Genomic DNA, 18,369 nt, shown 5'->3' on the forward strand with positions numbered 1-18,369 from the left:
TCAATGCAACCCGTAAATAACATGCCGCCACTTGTTACCCTTGAAAACATTTCTGTGAAATTCTCCCAGCGCCCAGTGCTTGCAGGCATTAGCCTCACACTTGAGCCGGGAAAAATTCTCACCCTGCTCGGCCCGAATGGCGCTGGCAAATCCACGCTGGTTCGCGCGGTGCTGGGGCTGCTTAAACCCACCAGCGGCAGCGTCAAACGCGCCACTGATTTACGTATCGGTTATGTGCCGCAAAAACTACACATCGACCCGACTTTGCCGATCACCGTTGAGCGCTTTATGCGCCTGTCTCGTGGCACCAAACGCGATGCCATTTTGCCGGCGCTGAAGCGCGTTCAGGCTGGACATCTGATGCACGCGACGCTGCAAAAACTCTCCGGCGGTGAAACGCAGCGTGTGCTGCTGGCGCGCGCATTACTCAATGAGCCGCAGTTGCTGGTGCTCGATGAACCAACTCAAGGCGTTGACGTCAACGGCCAGGTTGCACTGTACGATTTGATCGATCAACTGCGCCGCGAACTGAACTGCGGTGTGCTGATGGTTTCACACGACCTGCATCTGGTGATGGCGAAAACCGACGAAGTGCTGTGCCTCAACCATCACATCTGCTGCTCGGGCACGCCGGAAGCGGTATCACAACATCCTGAGTTTATTGCGATGTTCGGCCCACGCGGCGCGCAGCAGTTGGCGATTTATCGTCATCATCATAATCACCGTCACGATTTACAGGGACGCATTGTTCTGCGCAAAGGAAATGGCCCGTCATGATTGAATTGTTATTACCTGGCTGGCTGGGCGGCGTTTTGCTGGCGCTGGCGGCCGGTCCACTTGGCTCGTTTGTGGTTTGGCGCCGCATGTCCTACTTCGGCGATACGCTCGCGCATGCATCCTTGCTGGGCGTGGCGTTTGGTTTGCTGCTTAACGTGAATCCCTACTATGCGGTGATTTTGGTGACCGTGTGTCTGGCGTTGGGATTGGTGTGGCTGGAGCGCCGCCCTCATCTGGCGATCGATACGCTGCTCGGCATCATGGCGCACAGCGCGCTGTCGCTGGGTTTAGTGGTCGTCAGTCTAATGCAAGGCGTGCGTGTTGATCTGATGGCTTATCTGTTCGGCGATCTGCTGGCGGTGACGCCCGATGATTTATGGATGATGGGCGGCGGCGTGGCGATTGTACTGGCGGTGATGGCGTGGCAGTGGAATTCGCTGTTGTCGATGACCATCAGCCCGGAGCTGGCGCAGGTCGATGGCGTCAACATTCAGCGCACGCGTTTGATGTTGATGCTGGTCACGGCATTAACCATCGGCGTGGCGATGAAGTTTGTTGGTGCCTTGATCATTACATCGCTGCTGATTATCCCTGCGGCGACGGCGCGTCGCTTCTCGCGCTCACCGGAACAGATGGCCGGTTTTGCGGTGATTGCCGGTATTATCGCGGTGACCGGCGGACTCGCCTTCTCCGCCACCTACGATACGCCAGCCGGCCCGTCGGTGGTGTTATGCGCCGCAGTGTTGTTCATCATCAGCATGGCAAAAAAACCGGCGGCATAATGCCGGTTTACTCTTCGCGACTGATACCAAAGTGTTTGTAAGCATGCTGCGTTGCCATTCGGCCGCGTGGCGTGCGTTGAATGAATCCTTGCTGGATCAGGAAGGGTTCAATCACATCCTCGATAGTTTCCCGCTCTTCGCCGATCGCCGCAGCCAGATTATCTAAGCCAACCGGGCCACCCGAGAACTTGTCGATAATCGCCAGCAGCAGTTTGCGGTCCATATAATCAAAACCCTGGCTGTCGACGTTAAGCATATCCAGCGCGCTGGCTGACACTTCGCCGCTCAAATTACCGTTAGCACGCACTTCAGCAAAGTCACGCACGCGGCGCAGCAGGCGGTTAGCGATACGCGGCGTTCCGCGCGCACGACGCGCTATCTCCAGCGCGCCCTCTTCACTCAGCGCCAGGCCAAGACAAGCCGCGCTACGGCCAACGATGTGCTGAAGATCGGGAACGTTATAGAACTCAAGACGCTGCACAATGCCGAAGCGGTCACGCAGTGGCGAGGTTAAAGAACCGGCGCGCGTGGTGGCACCAATCAGGGTAAACGGCGGCAGATCGAGCTTAATCGAACGCGCTGCTGGACCCTCACCGATCATGATATCCAGCTGATAATCCTCCATCGCCGGATACAGCACTTCTTCAACCACCGGCGACAGGCGATGGATCTCATCGATAAACAGCACATCATGCGGTTCAAGATTGGTGAGCATCGCCGCCAGATCGCCGGCTTTTTCCAGCACCGGCCCGGAGGTGGTGCGCAGATTGACGCCCATTTCGTTGGCGACGATGTTAGCCAGCGTGGTTTTACCCAATCCTGGCGGACCGAAAATCAGCAGATGATCGAGTGCATCGCCACGCAGTTTCGCCGCCTGGATGAAAATCTCCATCTGCTCACGTACCTGCGGCTGACCGACATATTCCGTCAGCAGCCTGGGGCGAATGGCGCGGTCGAGCGTTTCTTCTTCATTAAAGGAACTGCCCGAGACCAGACGATCGGCTTCAATCATGCTTTACCTCAAATAGCTGCGCGCAGGGCTTCACGAATCAGGGTTTCGCAATCCGCATCCGGTTTACCAACTTTGCTGATCATCCGGCTGGCTTCCTGCGGTTTATAGCCGAGAGCGACCAGCGCTGAAACCGCTTCAGCTTCGGCATCGTTATTGTCCTGTGCGGCGGAAGGCGTGGTCAACGTAAAGGTTGAATCACCACCAAACAGATCGCCGTGCATGCCGATAAAGCGGTCTTTCATCTCCACAATCAAACGCTCGGCGGTTTTTTTACCGACGCCCGGCAGTTTGATCAGGGAAGCAATCTCTTGTCGTTCAACGGCGGTCACGAACTGCTGTGCCGACATACCCGACAAAATCGCCAGCGCCAGTTTAGGCCCAACGCCATTCACCTTGACCAGCTCGCGGAACAGCGTTCGTTCCTGCTTGTTATTGAAACCGAACAGCAGCTGCGCATCTTCACGCACCACGAACTGGGTGAAGATGATCGCTTCCTGATTGATCTCCGGCAGCTCGTAAAAGCAGGTCATTGGCATGTGCACTTCATAACCGACACCGTGCGCCTCAATCAACACCAGCGGCGGCTGTTTTTCCAGAATGTTGCCTCGTAAACGACCAATCACCTGAGCAGTTCCTTAATCTGTAAGTAAGCCTGAGTTTATAGCATAAAAAAGGCTGGATGAATATCCAGCCTAACTTCGCGTTTCGTTTCCGCTAACCCGATCGCATACGACCGCGCGTCATCACCAATTTGGTGTCACTGATACGCGCCGCATTTTGGCTCATATGGCAATGCGTGATAGCTATGGCCAGCGCATCGGCGGCATCCGCTTGCGGGTTGGCTGGCAGTTTCAGCAAGGTCCGCACCATATGCTGTACCTGACTTTTCTCTGCGCCGCCAGTGCCAGTGACGGTTTGCTTCACCTGACGCGCCGCATATTCAAACACCGGCAAATCGTGATTCACCGCCGCGACAATCGCCGCTCCGCGCGCCTGGCCCAGCTTGAGCGCTGAGTCCGCGTTCTTCGCCATAAAGACCTGCTCGATGGCGAAATAGTCGGGTGAGAACTGCGTGATGATTTCGCTTACGCCCGCGTAGATCAGTTTGAGGCGCGTCGGCAAATCGGTGACGCTGGTGCGGATACAGCCGCTGCCCAGATAGGTAAGCTGGCGGCCGGTTTGGCGGATAACACCGTAACCGGTGACGCGCGAGCCGGGATCGATCCCGAGAATTATCGCCACAGCGCGTCTCCGGTGAGTGGGGTTTTAAGCAACGCCATTACAGCGTTTCTGCGATCTCATCAGAGATTTCACCGTTATGGTAAACTTCCTGCACGTCGTCACAGTCTTCCAGCATGTCGATCAAGCGCAGCAGTTTCGGCGCGGTTTCGGCATCCATTTCGGCTTTGGTGGAAGGGATCATCGAGACTTCAGCTGAGTCGGCTTTCAGACCGCCCGCTTCCAGCGCATCACGCACTGCACCCATCTCTTCCCACGCGGTGAAGACATCAATCGCGCCGTCGTCATAGGCCACAACGTCTTCTGCACCGGCTTCCAGCGCCGCTTCCATCACTGCATCTTCATCCTGACCTGGCGCGAAGGAGATAACACCCTTTTTGCTGAACAGGTAAGAAACAGAGCCGTCGGTACCGAGGTTGCCACCGGTTTTGGTGAAGGCATGACGCACTTCGCCCACGGTGCGGTTGCGGTTGTCGCTCAGGCACTCAATCATCACCGCTGAGCCGCCCGGACCGTAACCTTCATAAATGATGGTTTCCATGTTGGAATCATCTTCACCGCCCACGCCGCGTGCGATGGCACGGTTCATGGTGTCGCGCGTCATGTTGTTAGACAGCGCTTTGTCCATCGCTGCGCGCAGACGTGGGTTAGAACCCGCATCGCCACCGCCCAGTTTCGCAGCGGTGACCAGCTCGCGAATGATTTTGGTGAAGATTTTACCGCGCTTAGCGTCCTGAGCAGCTTTACGATGCTTAGTATTCGCCCATTTACTGTGTCCAGCCATTTTACATATTCTCCGATCTTATCAATCGCACGGGCTATCTTACTGGCGATCTCGGCTCCCGGCAGTGCTCGCAATCCTCACGTACATAAGTACGCTCCGGTTGCTGTGCGCTGGCGGTAACCGACCTCGCTGCGACGATTACGCCCGACTGTTCAATTTTAGTGGTGCAGGTTTCACATCCTGCACCGGGTTTAAGGGACGAAGGAATAACTTCGTCGAATTCACGGAATTTAACTGAACTGCCACGGGAAAAACGCGCGGCGGTGAGCATTCAGATAAATTCTTCAATTGCCTGGCGGTTACTCCAGGACTTGGTGAGGGCTGCGGCAGCGGCGGGTTCGAGCCAGCGCGCGGCGAGATGCTCGGTGAGCAGCAGGTCGCGCTCTGCGGGTATGGCCAACCTGAACCAGTGTTCGCGGTTGTGCGTGGTGCCCGGTGCGTAACGATGGCGATAGTGCGGGAAGATCTCAAACTCGATTTGCTTGTGGCAATCGTCCAGAACTAACTTTTCGTGCGCAATATCGATGGCGAGCTCTTCTAACACTTCGCGCTGAGCCGCCTGGCGCGGGGTTTCGCCCGCTTCCAGGCTGCCAGTGACCGATTGCCAGAAGCTGTCGTCATCACGTCGCTGCAGCATTAACACCCGGCCGGTATCGCGGGCAAAAATCACCACCAGCACCGAAACCGGATGTTTAAAGCCCATTACTTGTTCTCTGACTTTTCTTTCTTCGGCGCCACCAGAATGCCGAGGTCCAGCAATGCAGCTGGATTGGCTTCGCTTGGGGCCTCGGTCATCATGCACGCTGCGGCGGTGGTTTTCGGGAACGCGATCACATCACGGATGTTATCGGTGCCGGTCAACAGCATGGTCAGACGATCCAGACCAAACGCCAGGCCCGCGTGCGGCGGCGTACCGTATTTCAGCGCGTCGAGCAGGAAGCCAAACTTCTCACGCTGCTCTTCTTCGGTGATGCCGAGGATGCTGAACACTGTCTGCTGCATTTTTCCGCTGTGGATACGCACGGAACCGCCACCCACTTCGTAGCCGTTAATCACCATATCGTAGGCATTGGCCACCGCTTGTACCGGATCGGTTGCCAGCTCTTCTGCGCTCATGTCTTTCGGCGATGTGAACGGATGGTGCATCGCTGCCAGGCCGCCCTCTTCATCTTCCTCAAACATTGGGAAGTCGATCACCCACAATGGCGCCCAGGCTTTGTCATCGGTGATCTTAAGATCGCGGCCCACTTTCAGACGCAGTGCGCCCAGCGCATCCGCCACCACTTTGGCGCGGTCCGCGCCGAAGAAGATCAGGTCGCCATCTTGTGCGCTCGTACGATTGAGAATGTCTTCAACGATTTCTGCACTGAGGAACTTGGCAACCGGGCTCTGTACGCCTTCGAAGCCTTTAGCACGTTCGTTGATCTTCATCCACGCCAACCCTTTAGCGCCGTAGATTTTGACAAATTCGCCGTACTCATCGATTTGCTTACGCGTCAGCGAAGCGCCGCCCGGTACGCGCAGGGCAGCCACGCGGCCTTTAGCATCGTTGGCTGGACCGGCAAACACCTGGAACTCCACGTTTTTCAGCAGATCGGCAACGTCCACCAGCTCCATTGGGTTACGCAGGTCTGGCTTATCCGAACCGTAACGGTTCATCGCTTCCGCAAAGGTCATCTGCGGGAAGTCACCGAGATCCACGCCTTTGATGTTGATCCACAGTTCACGAATCAGACGTTCCATCTTTTCACGCACCTGCTCGGCGGTCATGAAAGAGGTTTCCACATCGATCTGGGTGAATTCTGGCTGACGATCGGCACGCAGATCTTCGTCACGGAAACACTTAACGATCTGATAGTAGCGGTCAAAACCCGACATCATCAGCAGCTGTTTGAACAGCTGTGGCGACTGCGGCAGCGCGTAGAATTTGCCTTTATGCACACGGCTTGGCACCAGATAGTCACGCGCGCCTTCTGGCGTGGCTTTGGTCAGCATTGGCGTTTCGATATCGAGGAAACCCTGGTCGTCCATAAAGCGACGCACGAAGCTGGTAATTTTAGCGCGGGTTTTCAAACGCTGCGCCATTTCCGGACGACGCAGGTCCAGATAGCGATAAGTCAGGCGCGCTTCTTCGCTGTTGACCTGGTTAGAGTCCAGCGGCAGCGGTTCAGCACGGTTGATGATGTTGAGCTCATGAGCAAACACTTCGATTTCGCCGGTCGCCATGTCGCTGTTTTTATTCTTTTCGTCACGTGCACGCACGGTGCCGGTGATCTGGATACAGAATTCGTTACGCAGCTCAGATGCCAGCTGGAAAGCGTCCTGACGATCGGCATCGAAGAACACCTGTGCGATACCTTCACGGTCACGCATATCGATAAAAATCAGGCTACCCAGATCGCGACGGCGATTTACCCAGCCGCAGAGAGTGACTTGCTGACCCACGTGAGACAGATTGAGCTGTCCGCAATATTCTGTACGCATAACGTATCCTTTTAACTTCGCCGCTGCTGCCAGACAACATCAGGCCGCGTAACCTTCTGAGATGCTGTCGCAAAAAAGGCGGCTATTATAATGGAAAAACCCAGGCAGGATAAGTGGAGCCCGATCAAAGCGGACAAAACATTATGCTTTATCGCGCTGTTTTTCCTGCCGACATCAAAACAGGGTACATTAAGCCGCCCTTTCCCGCCCCTAAAGGATTCAGGAGTTCGCGTTGACACTTCGCATAGGATTACCGCAATGGCAGCACGCGCAATGGAAACAGTTCGGCATTGAGACTTTAGCCGACTACGCCCAGCTGTTTGGTTGTGTGGAAGGCAATACCACGTTGTATGCGCTTCCGAAGCCGGAAGTGGTACTGCGCTGGCGCGATATGACGCACGACGATTTCCGTTTTTGCTTTAAGTTTCCCGATAGCATCAGCCATAAAGCGGCACTGCGCGACTGCGATGAGTTGCTGACGGAGTTTTTCCGCCTGCTCGATCCGCTGAGCACACGCATTGGTCAATATTGGCTGCAGTTACCCGCCGCGTTTTCACCGGCACAGCTGGTTGATTTATGGTCCTTTCTCGATAGTTTGCCACGCAATTTCCGCTATGGCGTTGAGGTGCGGCATCAGGCGTTTTTTGCCAAAGGTGACGCTGAACGCGCGCTGAATCGCGGTTTACTGGATCGCGGCGTTAATCGGGTGATTTTAGATAGCCGTCCGGTGCATGCTTCAAGCTCGCAAACCGCCGCCGCCGTGGATGCGCGATCGAAAAAGCCGCGCGTGCCGCCGCATGCGGTGCGCACCGGTTCGCAACCGATGGTGCGTTTTATTGGCAGCGATAGCGTGGCGGAGAGCGTGCCGCTGTTTCAGCCGTGGCACAGCAAGCTACAAGCGTGGCAGATGGATAGCGATCCCATGCTGTTTATTCATACGCCGGATATGGGCGAGGTGTTTCCACTGATTCAGGCGTTGTGGCCACAGTTGCAGCAGCTGGAGCCATCGTTACGCGATCTGCCCGACTGGCCGCAGCAATCAAGCCTGTTCTAGACGCAACGCAAAGGGTGCAGCCCGCCCGCGTTTCTGCCAAAATAGCGCCCTTTCCGTTTTCTCTCCGGACCTTTCATTATGTCTGATCGCGATACGCTATTTTCCGCGCCCATCGATAAGCTGGGCGACTGGACCTTTGACGAGCGCGTAGCTGAAGTTTTTCCCGATATGATTCAGCGCTCGGTGCCGGGTTATTCCAACATCATTTCGATGATTGGCATGCTGGCAGAACGCTTCGTTCAGCCGAATAGCCAGGTTTACGATCTTGGCTGTTCGCTGGGAGCCGCCACATTGTCGGTGCGCCGCAATATTCATGTGCCTGGCTGCCAGATTATTGCCGTAGATAATTCGCCAGCGATGGTTGAGCGTTGCCGTCGCCACATCGATGCTTTCCGCGCGGATACGCCGGTGCAGGTGATCGAAGCGGATATTCAGGATATCCACATTGAGAACGCCTCGTTGGTGGTGCTGAACTTTACCCTGCAATTCCTTGAGCCGCCGGCCCGTCTTGAGTTGCTGAAGAAGATTGTTATCGGATTGAATCCGGGCGGCGCGCTGGTGCTGTCGGAGAAGTTCAGTTTTGAAGATGCCGATGTCGGCGAGTTGCTGTTTAACATGCATCACGATTTCAAACGCGCTAACGGTTACAGCGAGCTGGAGATCAGCCAGAAACGCAGCATGCTGGAGAACGTGATGTTGACCGATAGCGTCGAAGCGCATAAGGCACGCTTGAAAACCGCCGGTTTCAAACATGCGGAGTTGTGGTTCCAGTGCTTTAATTTTGGTTCGTTGGTGGCGTTGAAATGATTGAGTTTGGCCGTTTTTATCAGCAGATTGCCACCGGCCCGCTGGCCAGTTGGCTGGAAGTGTTACCGGCGCAAGTTGCCGCATGGCAGCGTGAGAATTTGCACGGTAAGTTTCGCGACTGGGAGAAGTCCGTTGATTATCTGCCGCTGCTGACGCCGCAGAAGCTGGATTTGTTGCACAGCGTGAGCGCGGATGTTGAGGATCTGACCGATCGTCAGCGTCTTGGCATTGAGAATCTGCTGCGCAATTTGATGCCGTGGCGCAAAGGTCCTTATTCGCTGTACGGTACCGAGATCGATACCGAATGGCGTTCTGACTGGAAATGGGATCGCGTGTTGCCGCACATTTCGCCTTTGCAGCATCGCACGGTGCTGGATGTCGGCTGCGGCAGCGGTTATCACATGTGGCGCATGATTGGTGCAGGCGCGAAGCTGGTGGTAGGTATCGATCCGATGCAGCTGTTTTTGTGCCAGTTTGAAGCGGTGCGTAAGCTGTTGGGTGACGATCGTCGGGCGCATTTGCTGCCGCTGGGCATTGAGCAACTGCCGGCCTTACAAGCGTTCGATACCGTGTTTTCAATGGGCGTGCTTTATCACCGCCGTTCGCCGCTCGACCACCTGATGCAGCTGAAAAATCAGTTAGTCAGCGATGGCGAGCTGGTGCTGGAGACGCTGGTGATTGAAGGCGATGAGAACGCGGTGTTGGTGCCGGGTGAGCGTTATGCGCAGATGCGTAATGTGTACTTTATCCCTTCTGCGGCGGCGCTGAAGAGCTGGCTGGAGAAGTGCGGATTTGTCGATGTGCGCATCGCGGATTATGCGGTGACGTCCGTGGAAGAGCAGCGTCGCACCAGTTGGATGACCAGCGAGTCGCTGGCCGAGTTCCTTGATCCGAATGACAGCAGTAAGACCGTTGAAGGTTATCCCGCTCCGCTGCGTGCTGTGTTAGTAGCGCGCAAGCCGTAATGCTTAACGCCGCGATAGCGCCAGCTTCGCGGCAAAGCCAATAAAGACGCAGCCCGTCAGGCGATCCATCACTTTCAGCACCGCTGGACGACGCAGATGCGTCGCAAAGTATTGGCTGCTACCGATCAGCACCGCATTCCACACCAAACCAATCACCATATGTGTGAGCGCCATCAGCGTACACCACAGCGGCACCGATGCGCCCGCCGGAATGAACTGCGGCAGGAAGGTGACGTAGAACACGCCGACTTTAGGGTTTAATAGATTACCAAATAGTCCGCGTGTGAAGCAGGCAACATAGCTTTGCTCTTTATTCTGCGCATGCTGACCTGCTTCCGCTTGAGTACGTGGGTTGATGAGTAATTTGACGCCGAGATAGAGCAGATAGGCCGCACCGATCCATTTCAGCAGGTTATACGCCATTTCCGAAGCCAGCAGCAGCGCGCCCAAGCCAAGGCCCACCGCAACGCCCCACACCAGGCAACCCAGCGTGACGCCAAACGCCGTAGCCGATGCACGCTTCCAGCCTTGCGCGGCGGCGGAACGCAACACTAATGCGGTATCAAAGCCGGGCGTGAGCGTGAGGATGGTGATGGCGAAGAGGAAAGATAAAATTAGTGTCATGCGATGCTCTCAATTGCTCCGGTGCGTTTCAGGCTGAAAACAAGGGCCGCTGCGTAAAGACGTCGTGGACACATCCCTGTGGACTCTGCCAGCGCATCCATGCGCTGGAAGCTTTACTACGCGGCCCTTGTTCCCAGCCTTTATGTGGAATTCGTGCGGTTTAATCTTGTGCGGCTGTTTCGGCAGGTGCGTTCCAGTATTGGTATTTATAAGCGGAGCTCAAATGGCGTTCAATGGTGCCTTTGGCGAATACTTCGGTTTCATGCAGATAACTGAGCGTACAGTTGCCCACTTCATCCCACAGTTGGCACTCGTCAATCGAGCGTAGCGTGCTGACTGGCGTGGTCGATGTGCCGTTCAGGCGCAGTTCCCGCCACTGGTTATCGTAGCTGTAAGTATCTTTGCTACGCGCGCTGCTGGATGAAGTCACCAATCCTTGTGGATTCCAGCGCCAGCTGCTTTCGCCGTTGGTCATGCTATCGCTGCCGCGCGCCACGCTTTTTTCTACTCTGAACTGTTTGTCATAGCGGTAAGTAGTATCGGTAAAGCCATCTTTGCCCATGCTGGTGAATTTATCGGATGAGCTGACGATGTTGCCATGCTGGCCGATTTGCCAGCTGATGGTGCCCTGACGGTTGTCGACCACTTGCTCCTGCCCCGCTTTGATCACTTTGACCATGTAGGCATATTCCGCCACCCAGCCGCGCTGAACACGCGCGATATGCTGTTCCATCGTCAGCAAAACGTTGCCTTCGTTTTTGTCGTAGGAGATATCGGCCACCATTAAATCGCCGCACTGATCAAATTGGCCGAGTACGCGCTTTTGCGAGTCTACATCTTTGCCAAATTCGCCCGCCACCACCTGACGCACCGCGCCTTTGGCATCGCCACCCAGCATGATCCAGTTGTTGCTGCTGGTGATGTTTTTGCTCATCGGTGGACACGCCGTGCTGACCGCCAGCGCAACGCCGCAGTATGGGAGAAGCAGCAGTAAAACGGTACAAGGGATGGATTTCATGAAGGTTATCCGTACGAGGCCATAGAGTAATCAAAGCATCATTTACACGATCACGCTATCTCTACGGGAATGGCAGATAAAAAGAACCCCAGTTAGGAGAACTGGGGTTGGTACTTGCAAACATCACGTCGTTTGGACTGGCGTGCTGCGCGGCAAAATCGGGGTGAATTCAGGCTACCCGGACGGCGCTCATCTGCGTCATGCTTTTCATGGCTTCAACCACATCACCATCAACGCAATAGCGACTGAATTCATCGGTTTCCGCTTCGGAGCACATTGAAACACCGGCTTTACGGTAGCGCATCGGCGAAGCGACTAAACGGCTGGCGGAGCTGTGAACTTCCTGCAATCCACTGTCGATGAACTTCTGGATGTTGCTCAAACGCACGCCCGCACCGGCCATAATAATCGGACCTGTGCTGTGTTCATTTAGTTCCCGTAATAATGCAATTCCTGCTTCGGCGCTCTGTTGCTGGCCAGACGTCAGGATACGCGCGATGCCTAAATCAGCCAGCACCTCAAGTGAGCGTTTTGGACTGTGGCATAAATCAAAGGCGCGATGGAAGGTGACGTCCATGCCGTCACACAGCGTCATAATCTGCTGCATACGAGCAATATCGACATGCGCATCTTCATCAAGCATGCCAATCACTAAGCCGGGAAAACCGAGTTCACGCATTAGCGCAACGTCCGATTTCATCGACTCAAACTCATAGTTGGTGTAGCAAAAATCGCCGCCACGTGGACGGACGATAGGATGTACCGGGATCGAAATTTCACGTCGTGCCGCTTCCAGCACGCCGGCTGAAGGCGTCAACCCACCTTCGCGCGGTGCGCTGCACAGCTCCACGCGATCGGCACCGGACAGCTGCGCAGTCATTGCGCAGTCGATGCCGTAGCAACAAATTTCCAGTTTCGTCATACCATGCTCCTTCTCATGACTTCTGGCTCGGGATGAATGCTTCAGTTAGTCTACTTAATTGGACAGTTTACGTGGAACTCGCACTATGGCATTCGATTTTAATCAATGGATAGACCGTCGTCACAGCGATAGTTTGAAATGGCACAAATATGGTGATCGCGATGTGCTGCCGCTCTGGGTAGCGGACAGCGATTTCCGTTCGCCGCCGAGTGTGATTGAGGCCATTAAACAGCGCGCTGAACACGGCGTTTTTGGCTATGGCGCAACGCCAAGCGGATTGATTGATATCACCCTTTCCCGTTTAGCGCAGCGCTACAACTGGCAGATTGAGCCGGACTGGATTGTGCTATTGCCTGGCGTGGTATGCGGTTTGAATCTTTCGGTCCGCGCATTCACGGAATCGGGCGAATCCACGGTTTCCCCAACGCCGATTTATCCGCCGTTTCGCGGTGCAGCAAAATTGGCCGATCGCGCACAGGTGCATTTACCGCTGCGTTTACAGGACGATCGCTGGGTAATGGATCTCGACGCCAGCGCCATGCAGGGCAATGAGCGCCTGCTGATGCTGTGTAACCCGCAGAATCCGGGCGGCACGGTATATCGTCGTGACGAGCTGGAAGCCCAGCTGGCATTTGCGCAGCAGCATGATTTGATTGTCTGCTCCGATGAAATCCATTGCGATTTATTACTGTCGCCTGGCGCGCAACACATTCCGTTTGCAGCATTAAGTGAAGATGCCGCACAACGCAGCATTACGCTGATCTCGCCGTCGAAAACCTTCAATATTGCCGGATTAGGCGCCTCGATGGCGATCATTCCCAATCCAGAGTTGCGAGCGCGCTTCAAACGCGTGCGGGAAGGCATTGTGCCTGGCGTGGATATTCTGGCGCTGGTGGCAGCCGAAGCGGCGTGGCGCGATGGCGATGAATGGCTGGCGGCGCAGCTGGATTATCTACGCGCTAATCGCGACTGGCTGGTGGCGCAGGTCAATGCGCTGCCAGAACTGCAGATGGCCGCGCCGGAAGCGACTTATCTCGGTTGGATCGACGCCAGCAAACTGGATGTTGCCAGCCCAATGGACTACTTCGAGCAGCACGGACTCGGTTTTTCACCGGGTCACGATTTTGGCGACGATAATTTCGTGCGCTTCAACTTTGGTTGTACACGCGCCACGCTAGAACAGGCGGTGGCGCGTTTGCAGCTGGCGGTAGCAGCGCGCCGTTAAGCCTGCTCGCTGGCGACGATCTCTTCCAGTCGCCACGGATGAAACTTGATGGTGGTTTGCCCGTCCGTCACCGCTAGCGTCGGATTGGGCAAACGTTCATTCTCGCCTTTGGGCGCGCTGGTTTTAAACGAGATGCCCGGCTGCGTCAGCGCATCATCCGAGAGCAACGCCATCGCGCGCACACCCAGCGTTTCCGGTTCACCGCGCAGCACAATCTCCACGTGTTCCCAGCCTTCATGGCGATACAGCTTCTCGCCCGGCCACGGCAGTTCAATCACATCGATTTCCCAGCCCGCGAGGTTCAATGGCTGATGCAGTTTGAACAGGCAGATCGGGCGACCATTGATCATTGCTTCGGAAAACTGCGTGCCGATTTGCAGCAATCCGTTTTTCCAGCGTTCTGCCGTCGCAAACTGGTGGCAGCGCACCGCAACGTGATCGGCTTCATGTTCAGCCAGGTTAATGCCTAAACGTTCAGCAAATAGCGCCAAAGAGTGCTCAAAACGAGCCAGGTCTTGTTTTAAATCATCCAATTCCATAGGAAAGTTGGTCCGCATCACGTTTTACCTCTAATTCAGTTCAGGTTTACTAATCAATATGAAATTTGCTAGCCGTTGATTCCGCTTGACAAAATTGTCGGATTCATCCGATTTAGGTGTCAAAAAGGCTGAAAACCGCATAAATAGACCATTCATTTCGGATTTATCGCCAAAACAGGTCCAGCAGTTACTTTATGAAAGTGGCTTAACCTTCTGTTATTATTCAGGATAGTTAATACAATGAGATAACTCTTATTTAAGTTGCAAACAATTGCAGCCTGATACCCTTTCTTATAAATTTGTGTTTCACAACTACAAGGAACGGCCTTATGTCTATGCTCATTGTTGTCGCGGTCCTGATTGCATTAATGGGATTTGCAATTTCCCGCCATTGGAAGGTGCGTGAAGACAAAAGCGTTAAAAATCCTCGTCGTCACCCACGGCGCCGTTAATCGGCGCTGAGGGCCCGATGTTACGTCTCACTGAATACCGAATAGCTGACTCACTTTAACATTTCACGTATACTTCCCCTCTTATTTTTCCGTCCCGCCGCGCAGTTGCGGGATGACGACATCGGCTCGCCGCCTACAGGCGGGCCTTTTCAGCATATGAAGGTAACGCGGTGAATATTCAGGCTCTTCTTTCCGACAAAGTCAGTCAGGCAATGATTGCGGCGGGTGCGCCTGCCGATTGCGAACCTCAGGTTCGTCAGTCTGCGAAGGTACAGTTCGGTGATTACCAGGCAAACGGTATGATGGCCGTGGCGAAAAAGCTCGGTCAGGCACCGCGACAACTGGCTGAGCAGGTGATTCAGCATCTGGATCTTAACGGCATCGCCAGCAAAGTCGAAATCGCCGGTCCCGGCTTTATCAATATCTTCCTCGATCGTGCATGGCTGGCGGCGCAAACCGCGCAGGCGCTGCAGCTGCCGCGCCTCGGTGTGAGCAGTGTCGCGCCGCAAACTATCGTGGTGGATTACTCCGCGCCCAACGTGGCGAAGCAGATGCATGTCGGTCACGTCCGCTCCACCATCATTGGTGATGCCGCAGTGCGTACGCTGGAGTTCCTCGGCCATAAAGTGATCCGCGCCAACCACGTCGGTGACTGGGGCACGCAGTTCGGCATGCTGATTGCCTATCTGGAAAAGCAGCAGAACGAACACCACGAAGAGATTGCGCTGGCTGATCTGGAAGCCTTCTACCGCGAAGCCAAAGTGACCTACGATGCCGACGAAGCCTTTGCCGAGCGTGCACGTAATTACGTGGTGAAGCTGCAAGGTGGCGATGAATATTGCCGCAGCATGTGGAAGAAGCTGGTCGATATCACCATGAGCCAGAACCAGCTGGTGTATGACCGCCTGAACGTGACGCTGACGCGCAATGATGTGATGGGTGAAAGCCTGTACAACGACATGCTGCCGGGCATCGTCGCCGATCTGCGCGACAAAGGCCTGGCGGTGACCAGCGAAGGCGCCACGGTAGTTTTCCTTGATGAGTTCAAAAACAAGGAAGGCGAACCCATGGGCGTGATCATTCAGAAGAAAGATGGCGGCTATCTCTACACCACCACCGACATCGCCTGTGCCAAATACCGTTTTGAAACCCTGCATGCCGATCGCGTGCTCTACTACATCGATTCCCGTCAGCATCAGCATCTGCAGCAGGCGTGGACCATCGTGCGTAAAGCCGGTTATGTGCCGGAATCGGTACCGCTTGAGCATCACGCATTCGGCATGATGCTGGGCAAGGATGGCCGTCCATTCAAAACCCGCAGCGGCGGCACTATTCGCCTCGCCGATTTGCTGGATGAAGCAGTCGAACGCGCGCATACGTTGGTCAGCGAGAAGAATCCAGAGATGTCAGCGCAAGAGCTGAAAGATCTGTCGGAAGTGGTGGGTATCGGCGCAGTGAAATACGCTGACCTGTCGAAAAGCCGCACCACCGATTACATCTTTGACTGGGACAACATGCTGGCATTCGAAGGCAACACCGCGCCTTACATGCAATACGCCTACACGCGCGTGCTGTCGGTGTTCCGCAAAGCCGGTATTGATGCCGATAGCCTGAGCGGCGACATCGTGCTGACCGAAGAGCGTGAAGCGCAGCTGGCCACGCGTCTGTTGCAGTTCGAAGAAGTGATTACTCAGGTCGCGCGTGACGGTACGCCACACGTGATGTGCGCTTACCTGTACGATCTGGCCGGCCAGTTCTCTGGCTTCTACGAACACTGCCCGATTCTCTCCGCCGAGGACGAGAACATCCGTCAAAGCCGTCTGCAGCTGGCCGCGTTAACCGCGAAAACGCTGAAGCAAGGTCTGGACACGCTGGGCATCAAAACCGTCGAGCGCATGTAATACCATCAGCGGAGAGCGCCGCAAACGGCTCTTCGCTGCTTTCCCTCTTCCTTCCTGTTAAAAATCCCCCTTAATCTGCTCTGAATTTGGCTTTTATCCTGCTCGATACCTGCAATTTCTCACGCTTCACACGCTTTCTCAATTTTCCGACATAGCTCACCAAATAAACAAAACTCATACCTTCATAACCATTTTATGGCAGACAAAGTCGCACGCCATCCCTAATTTGGTAATGGAAGCATGAAAGCTAAAACATGCAACAAGCTGTTTTAAAAGCTAAAAACTATAAAACTTACCCCTGCAATCGGGTTAAAGTGATGCCCCCGGCCCATGTCAGGGCGGAAAAAAATCTCAACCCGATAACGTCATTAATAAAAAAATCAGAGCGTATCCTATGAGCAATCACGACATTATCGATGTAAAAGGCTGGATCGACGCCCGCCCGATCACCGGATACCAGTGGCTGACCCTCAGCCTGTGTTTCATCATCATCATGTTTGATGGCTACGACGCGGCAGCGATGGGGTTCATTGCGCCCGCGCTGATTGAAGACTGGGGCATCAGCCACGCGGAAATGGGGCCGATTCTCGGCGCTGCGATGTTCGGTGTGGCAATTGGCGCGCTGATCGCCGGTCCGTGGTCCGACAAATTCGGCCGCAAGCGCGTACTGCTGTTGTCGATTGCCGTCTTTGCCTGCTTCAGCCTGATGAGCGCCTTCGCCCGTACGCCGCTGGAAATGGGCGCGTTACGTTTTCTCACCGGCCTCGGTCTCGGCGCGGTGATGCCCAATTGCGTCACGCTGGTGTCGGAATATATGCCGGAGCGCCGCCGCAGCCTGATGATCACCGTGATGTACAGCGGATTTAATATCGGCTCTGGATTGGGCGGATTCATCGCCGCCGGCATGCTGCCGCACTTTGGCTGGCAAGCGGTGCTGGGGTTTGGTGGCCTGCTGCCGTTGCTGATGTTGCCACTGCTGCTGTGGCTGCTGCCGGAATCGGCGATGTACATGGTGGTGCGCAAAGTCAGTCGCGACAAGATTGCTGCGGTGCTCAAACGTCTGGGCGGCGAGTTCTCCGCTGGCACCGCCTTTGTGCTCAATGCGCCAATCATCCCGAAAAAAGCCCAGGTGCTGCAGCTGTTCAGCCGCGGCTATGCGGGCGGCACTGTGGTGTTATGGCTCACCTACTTCATGGGGCTGTTCGTCATCTACCTGCTTAACGGTTGGCTGCCGACCATTCTCCGTTCTGGCGGCGTAACGCTTGAGCGTGCCGCGATTGTCGCCGGCTTGTTCCAGCTCGGTGGCACCTTTGGCGGCCTGATGGTCGGCGGATTGATGGACCGTTTCAAAGCGAAATATGTTATCGCCCTGTTCTATCTGCTGGGCAGTTTCTGCCTGGTGTCGCAGGGCATCTGGAGCTTTGGCCCGAATGTACTGGCGCTGCTAGTGTTCCTCGCTGGCGTCTGTATCAACGGGGCGCAAACCGGATTGCAGGCGTTTTCTCCGGCCTTTTACCCCACTGAAATGCGTGCCACCGGCGTGTGCTGGATGCATGGCATTGGACGCAGCGGCGCCATTATCAGCTCGTCGCTGGGCGGCGTGCTGCTTGGCGTGTTCCCTGGGCAAACAGCCATTTTTATCGTTTTGTCGCTCCCGGCAGTTTTGGCGGCACTTTCCATCACCCGACATCACCCTGCACAGGTGGCCCGTCAGGTTAAAGGCATCGACCTTAATGACCTGCCGTCCCTGTCGCGTACCCTCAATAATCGATGAAGTAGAGGTC

The 18,369-nt window shown here is 55.3% G+C and carries 19 protein-coding genes; 9 read left to right on the forward strand and 10 right to left on the reverse strand.

Annotation, left to right across the window (positions count from 1 at the left end):
• Positions 1-21: 21 nt before the first annotated feature.
• Positions 22-777 carry a zinc ABC transporter ATP-binding protein ZnuC gene (gene znuC / locus VIJ98_RS10980; RefSeq protein WP_323273913.1) on the forward strand — a complete coding sequence of 252 codons (756 nt, stop codon included), beginning with the start codon at positions 22-24 and terminating at the stop codon, positions 775-777.
• Complete coding sequence (znuB, locus tag VIJ98_RS10985; protein ID WP_179450603.1) at positions 774-1,559, forward strand: zinc ABC transporter permease subunit ZnuB; 786 nt, start codon at positions 774-776, stop codon at positions 1,557-1,559. The genes znuC and znuB overlap by 4 nt, the downstream gene beginning before the upstream one ends.
• A gap of 7 nt (positions 1,560-1,566) precedes the next feature.
• On the opposite strand, the gene ruvB is transcribed toward znuB, so the two are convergent.
• The 6 genes from ruvB to aspS form a co-directional block, all read right to left on the reverse strand.
• A complete protein-coding gene (gene ruvB / locus VIJ98_RS10990; RefSeq protein ID WP_323273915.1) occupies positions 1,567-2,571 on the reverse strand; it encodes a Holliday junction branch migration DNA helicase RuvB in 1,005 nt (334 codons plus the stop codon).
• Positions 2,572-2,579: 8 nt separating this feature from the next.
• Positions 2,580-3,194, reverse strand: a complete 615-nt coding sequence (gene ruvA, locus VIJ98_RS10995) for a Holliday junction branch migration protein RuvA (RefSeq protein ID WP_007889559.1) — start codon at positions 3,192-3,194, stop codon at positions 2,580-2,582.
• A 91-nt stretch (positions 3,195-3,285) separates the two neighbouring features.
• Positions 3,286-3,813, reverse strand: coding sequence for a crossover junction endodeoxyribonuclease RuvC (gene ruvC, locus VIJ98_RS11000; protein ID WP_008110486.1), 528 nt, complete (start codon positions 3,811-3,813; stop codon positions 3,286-3,288).
• A 37-nt stretch (positions 3,814-3,850) separates the two neighbouring features.
• Complete coding sequence (locus tag VIJ98_RS11005) at positions 3,851-4,594, reverse strand: YebC/PmpR family DNA-binding transcriptional regulator (protein WP_007889557.1); 744 nt, start codon at positions 4,592-4,594, stop codon at positions 3,851-3,853.
• A 271-nt stretch (positions 4,595-4,865) separates the two neighbouring features.
• Positions 4,866-5,297: a dihydroneopterin triphosphate diphosphatase gene (gene nudB / locus VIJ98_RS11010; protein ID WP_008110490.1), complete on the reverse strand. Its 432-nt coding sequence runs from the start codon at positions 5,295-5,297 to the stop codon at positions 4,866-4,868.
• A complete protein-coding gene (gene aspS, locus VIJ98_RS11015; RefSeq protein WP_323273919.1) occupies positions 5,297-7,078 on the reverse strand; it encodes an aspartate--tRNA ligase in 1,782 nt (593 codons plus the stop codon). The genes nudB and aspS overlap by 1 nt, the downstream gene beginning before the upstream one ends.
• Positions 7,079-7,310: 232 nt before the next feature.
• On the opposite strand from aspS, the gene VIJ98_RS11020 reads away from it, so the two are divergent.
• From VIJ98_RS11020 to cmoB, 3 genes are all read left to right on the forward strand, one after another.
• Entirely contained in the window at positions 7,311-8,132 is an 822-nt protein-coding gene (locus VIJ98_RS11020; RefSeq protein WP_323273921.1) for a DUF72 domain-containing protein, read from the forward strand.
• 78 nt (positions 8,133-8,210) lie between these two features.
• Positions 8,211-8,939, forward strand: a complete 729-nt coding sequence (gene cmoA, locus VIJ98_RS11025; protein WP_323273923.1) for a carboxy-S-adenosyl-L-methionine synthase CmoA — start codon at positions 8,211-8,213, stop codon at positions 8,937-8,939.
• On the forward strand, positions 8,936-9,904 hold the full coding sequence (cmoB, locus tag VIJ98_RS11030) for a tRNA 5-methoxyuridine(34)/uridine 5-oxyacetic acid(34) synthase CmoB (protein ID WP_008110498.1): 969 nt from the start codon (positions 8,936-8,938) through the stop codon (positions 9,902-9,904). The genes cmoA and cmoB overlap by 4 nt, the downstream gene beginning before the upstream one ends.
• A gap of 3 nt (positions 9,905-9,907) precedes the next feature.
• On the opposite strand, the gene VIJ98_RS11035 is transcribed toward cmoB, so the two are convergent.
• The 3 genes from VIJ98_RS11035 to cutC all read right to left on the reverse strand — a co-directional run bounded on the left by VIJ98_RS11035 (position 9,908) and on the right by cutC (position 12,468).
• A complete protein-coding gene (locus VIJ98_RS11035; RefSeq protein ID WP_008110500.1) occupies positions 9,908-10,528 on the reverse strand; it encodes a LysE family translocator in 621 nt (206 codons plus the stop codon).
• Positions 10,529-10,688: 160 nt separating this feature from the next.
• Entirely contained in the window at positions 10,689-11,546 is an 858-nt protein-coding gene (locus tag VIJ98_RS11040; RefSeq protein WP_323273925.1) for a hypothetical protein, read from the reverse strand.
• 169 nt (positions 11,547-11,715) lie between these two features.
• Positions 11,716-12,468 carry a copper homeostasis protein CutC gene (gene cutC / locus VIJ98_RS11045; protein WP_008110505.1) on the reverse strand — a complete coding sequence of 251 codons (753 nt, stop codon included), beginning with the start codon at positions 12,466-12,468 and terminating at the stop codon, positions 11,716-11,718.
• Positions 12,469-12,553: 85 nt separating this feature from the next.
• On the opposite strand from cutC, the gene VIJ98_RS11050 reads away from it, so the two are divergent.
• Positions 12,554-13,693 carry a PatB family C-S lyase gene (locus VIJ98_RS11050; RefSeq protein WP_323273927.1) on the forward strand — a complete coding sequence of 380 codons (1,140 nt, stop codon included), beginning with the start codon at positions 12,554-12,556 and terminating at the stop codon, positions 13,691-13,693.
• On the opposite strand, the gene VIJ98_RS11055 is transcribed toward VIJ98_RS11050, so the two are convergent.
• A complete protein-coding gene (locus VIJ98_RS11055; RefSeq protein ID WP_323273929.1) occupies positions 13,690-14,250 on the reverse strand; it encodes a VOC family protein in 561 nt (186 codons plus the stop codon). The two genes, VIJ98_RS11050 and VIJ98_RS11055, sit on opposite strands and share 4 nt — an antisense overlap.
• A gap of 311 nt (positions 14,251-14,561) precedes the next feature.
• Between VIJ98_RS11055 and VIJ98_RS11060 the strand changes: the two genes are divergently transcribed.
• The 3 genes from VIJ98_RS11060 (at position 14,562) to VIJ98_RS11070 (ending at position 18,359) form a co-directional block, all read left to right on the forward strand.
• Positions 14,562-14,684, forward strand: a complete 123-nt coding sequence (locus tag VIJ98_RS11060) for a hypothetical protein (protein WP_007889544.1) — start codon at positions 14,562-14,564, stop codon at positions 14,682-14,684.
• 170 nt (positions 14,685-14,854) lie between these two features.
• Positions 14,855-16,585 carry an arginine--tRNA ligase gene (gene argS / locus VIJ98_RS11065; protein WP_323273931.1) on the forward strand — a complete coding sequence of 577 codons (1,731 nt, stop codon included), beginning with the start codon at positions 14,855-14,857 and terminating at the stop codon, positions 16,583-16,585.
• A 394-nt stretch (positions 16,586-16,979) separates the two neighbouring features.
• A complete protein-coding gene (locus VIJ98_RS11070) occupies positions 16,980-18,359 on the forward strand; it encodes an aromatic acid/H+ symport family MFS transporter (RefSeq protein WP_008110512.1) in 1,380 nt (459 codons plus the stop codon).
• Positions 18,360-18,369 lie beyond the last annotated feature (10 nt).

Source organism: Pantoea sp. S18, from assembly GCF_045689705.1.
Classification (GTDB): domain Bacteria; phylum Pseudomonadota; class Gammaproteobacteria; order Enterobacterales; family Enterobacteriaceae; genus Pantoea; species Pantoea symbiotica.

What these genes read in the sequence shown, in the direction of transcription:
- znuC (WP_323273913.1), top strand. Translation starts at nt 22, where the DNA reads ATGCCGCCACTTGTTACCCTTGAAAACATTTCTGTGAAATTCTCCCAG.
- znuB (WP_179450603.1), top strand. Translation starts at nt 774, where the DNA reads ATGATTGAATTGTTATTACCTGGCTGGCTGGGCGGCGTTTTGCTGGCG.
- ruvB (WP_323273915.1), bottom strand. Translation starts at nt 2,571, where the DNA reads ATGATTGAAGCCGATCGTCTGGTCTCGGGCAGTTCCTTTAATGAAGAA.
- VIJ98_RS11005 (WP_007889557.1), bottom strand. Translation starts at nt 4,594, where the DNA reads ATGGCTGGACACAGTAAATGGGCGAATACTAAGCATCGTAAAGCTGCT.
- nudB (WP_008110490.1), bottom strand. Translation starts at nt 5,297, where the DNA reads ATGGGCTTTAAACATCCGGTTTCGGTGCTGGTGGTGATTTTTGCCCGC.
- aspS (WP_323273919.1), bottom strand. Translation starts at nt 7,078, where the DNA reads ATGCGTACAGAATATTGCGGACAGCTCAATCTGTCTCACGTGGGTCAG.
- cmoA (WP_323273923.1), top strand. Translation starts at nt 8,211, where the DNA reads ATGTCTGATCGCGATACGCTATTTTCCGCGCCCATCGATAAGCTGGGC.
- cmoB (WP_008110498.1), top strand. Translation starts at nt 8,936, where the DNA reads ATGATTGAGTTTGGCCGTTTTTATCAGCAGATTGCCACCGGCCCGCTG.
- VIJ98_RS11035 (WP_008110500.1), bottom strand. Translation starts at nt 10,528, where the DNA reads ATGACACTAATTTTATCTTTCCTCTTCGCCATCACCATCCTCACGCTC.
- VIJ98_RS11040 (WP_323273925.1), bottom strand. Translation starts at nt 11,546, where the DNA reads ATGAAATCCATCCCTTGTACCGTTTTACTGCTGCTTCTCCCATACTGC.
- cutC (WP_008110505.1), bottom strand. Translation starts at nt 12,468, where the DNA reads ATGACGAAACTGGAAATTTGTTGCTACGGCATCGACTGCGCAATGACT.
- VIJ98_RS11050 (WP_323273927.1), top strand. Translation starts at nt 12,554, where the DNA reads ATGGCATTCGATTTTAATCAATGGATAGACCGTCGTCACAGCGATAGT.
- VIJ98_RS11055 (WP_323273929.1), bottom strand. Translation starts at nt 14,250, where the DNA reads ATGCGGACCAACTTTCCTATGGAATTGGATGATTTAAAACAAGACCTG.
- VIJ98_RS11060 (WP_007889544.1), top strand. Translation starts at nt 14,562, where the DNA reads ATGTCTATGCTCATTGTTGTCGCGGTCCTGATTGCATTAATGGGATTT.
- VIJ98_RS11070 (WP_008110512.1), top strand. Translation starts at nt 16,980, where the DNA reads ATGAGCAATCACGACATTATCGATGTAAAAGGCTGGATCGACGCCCGC.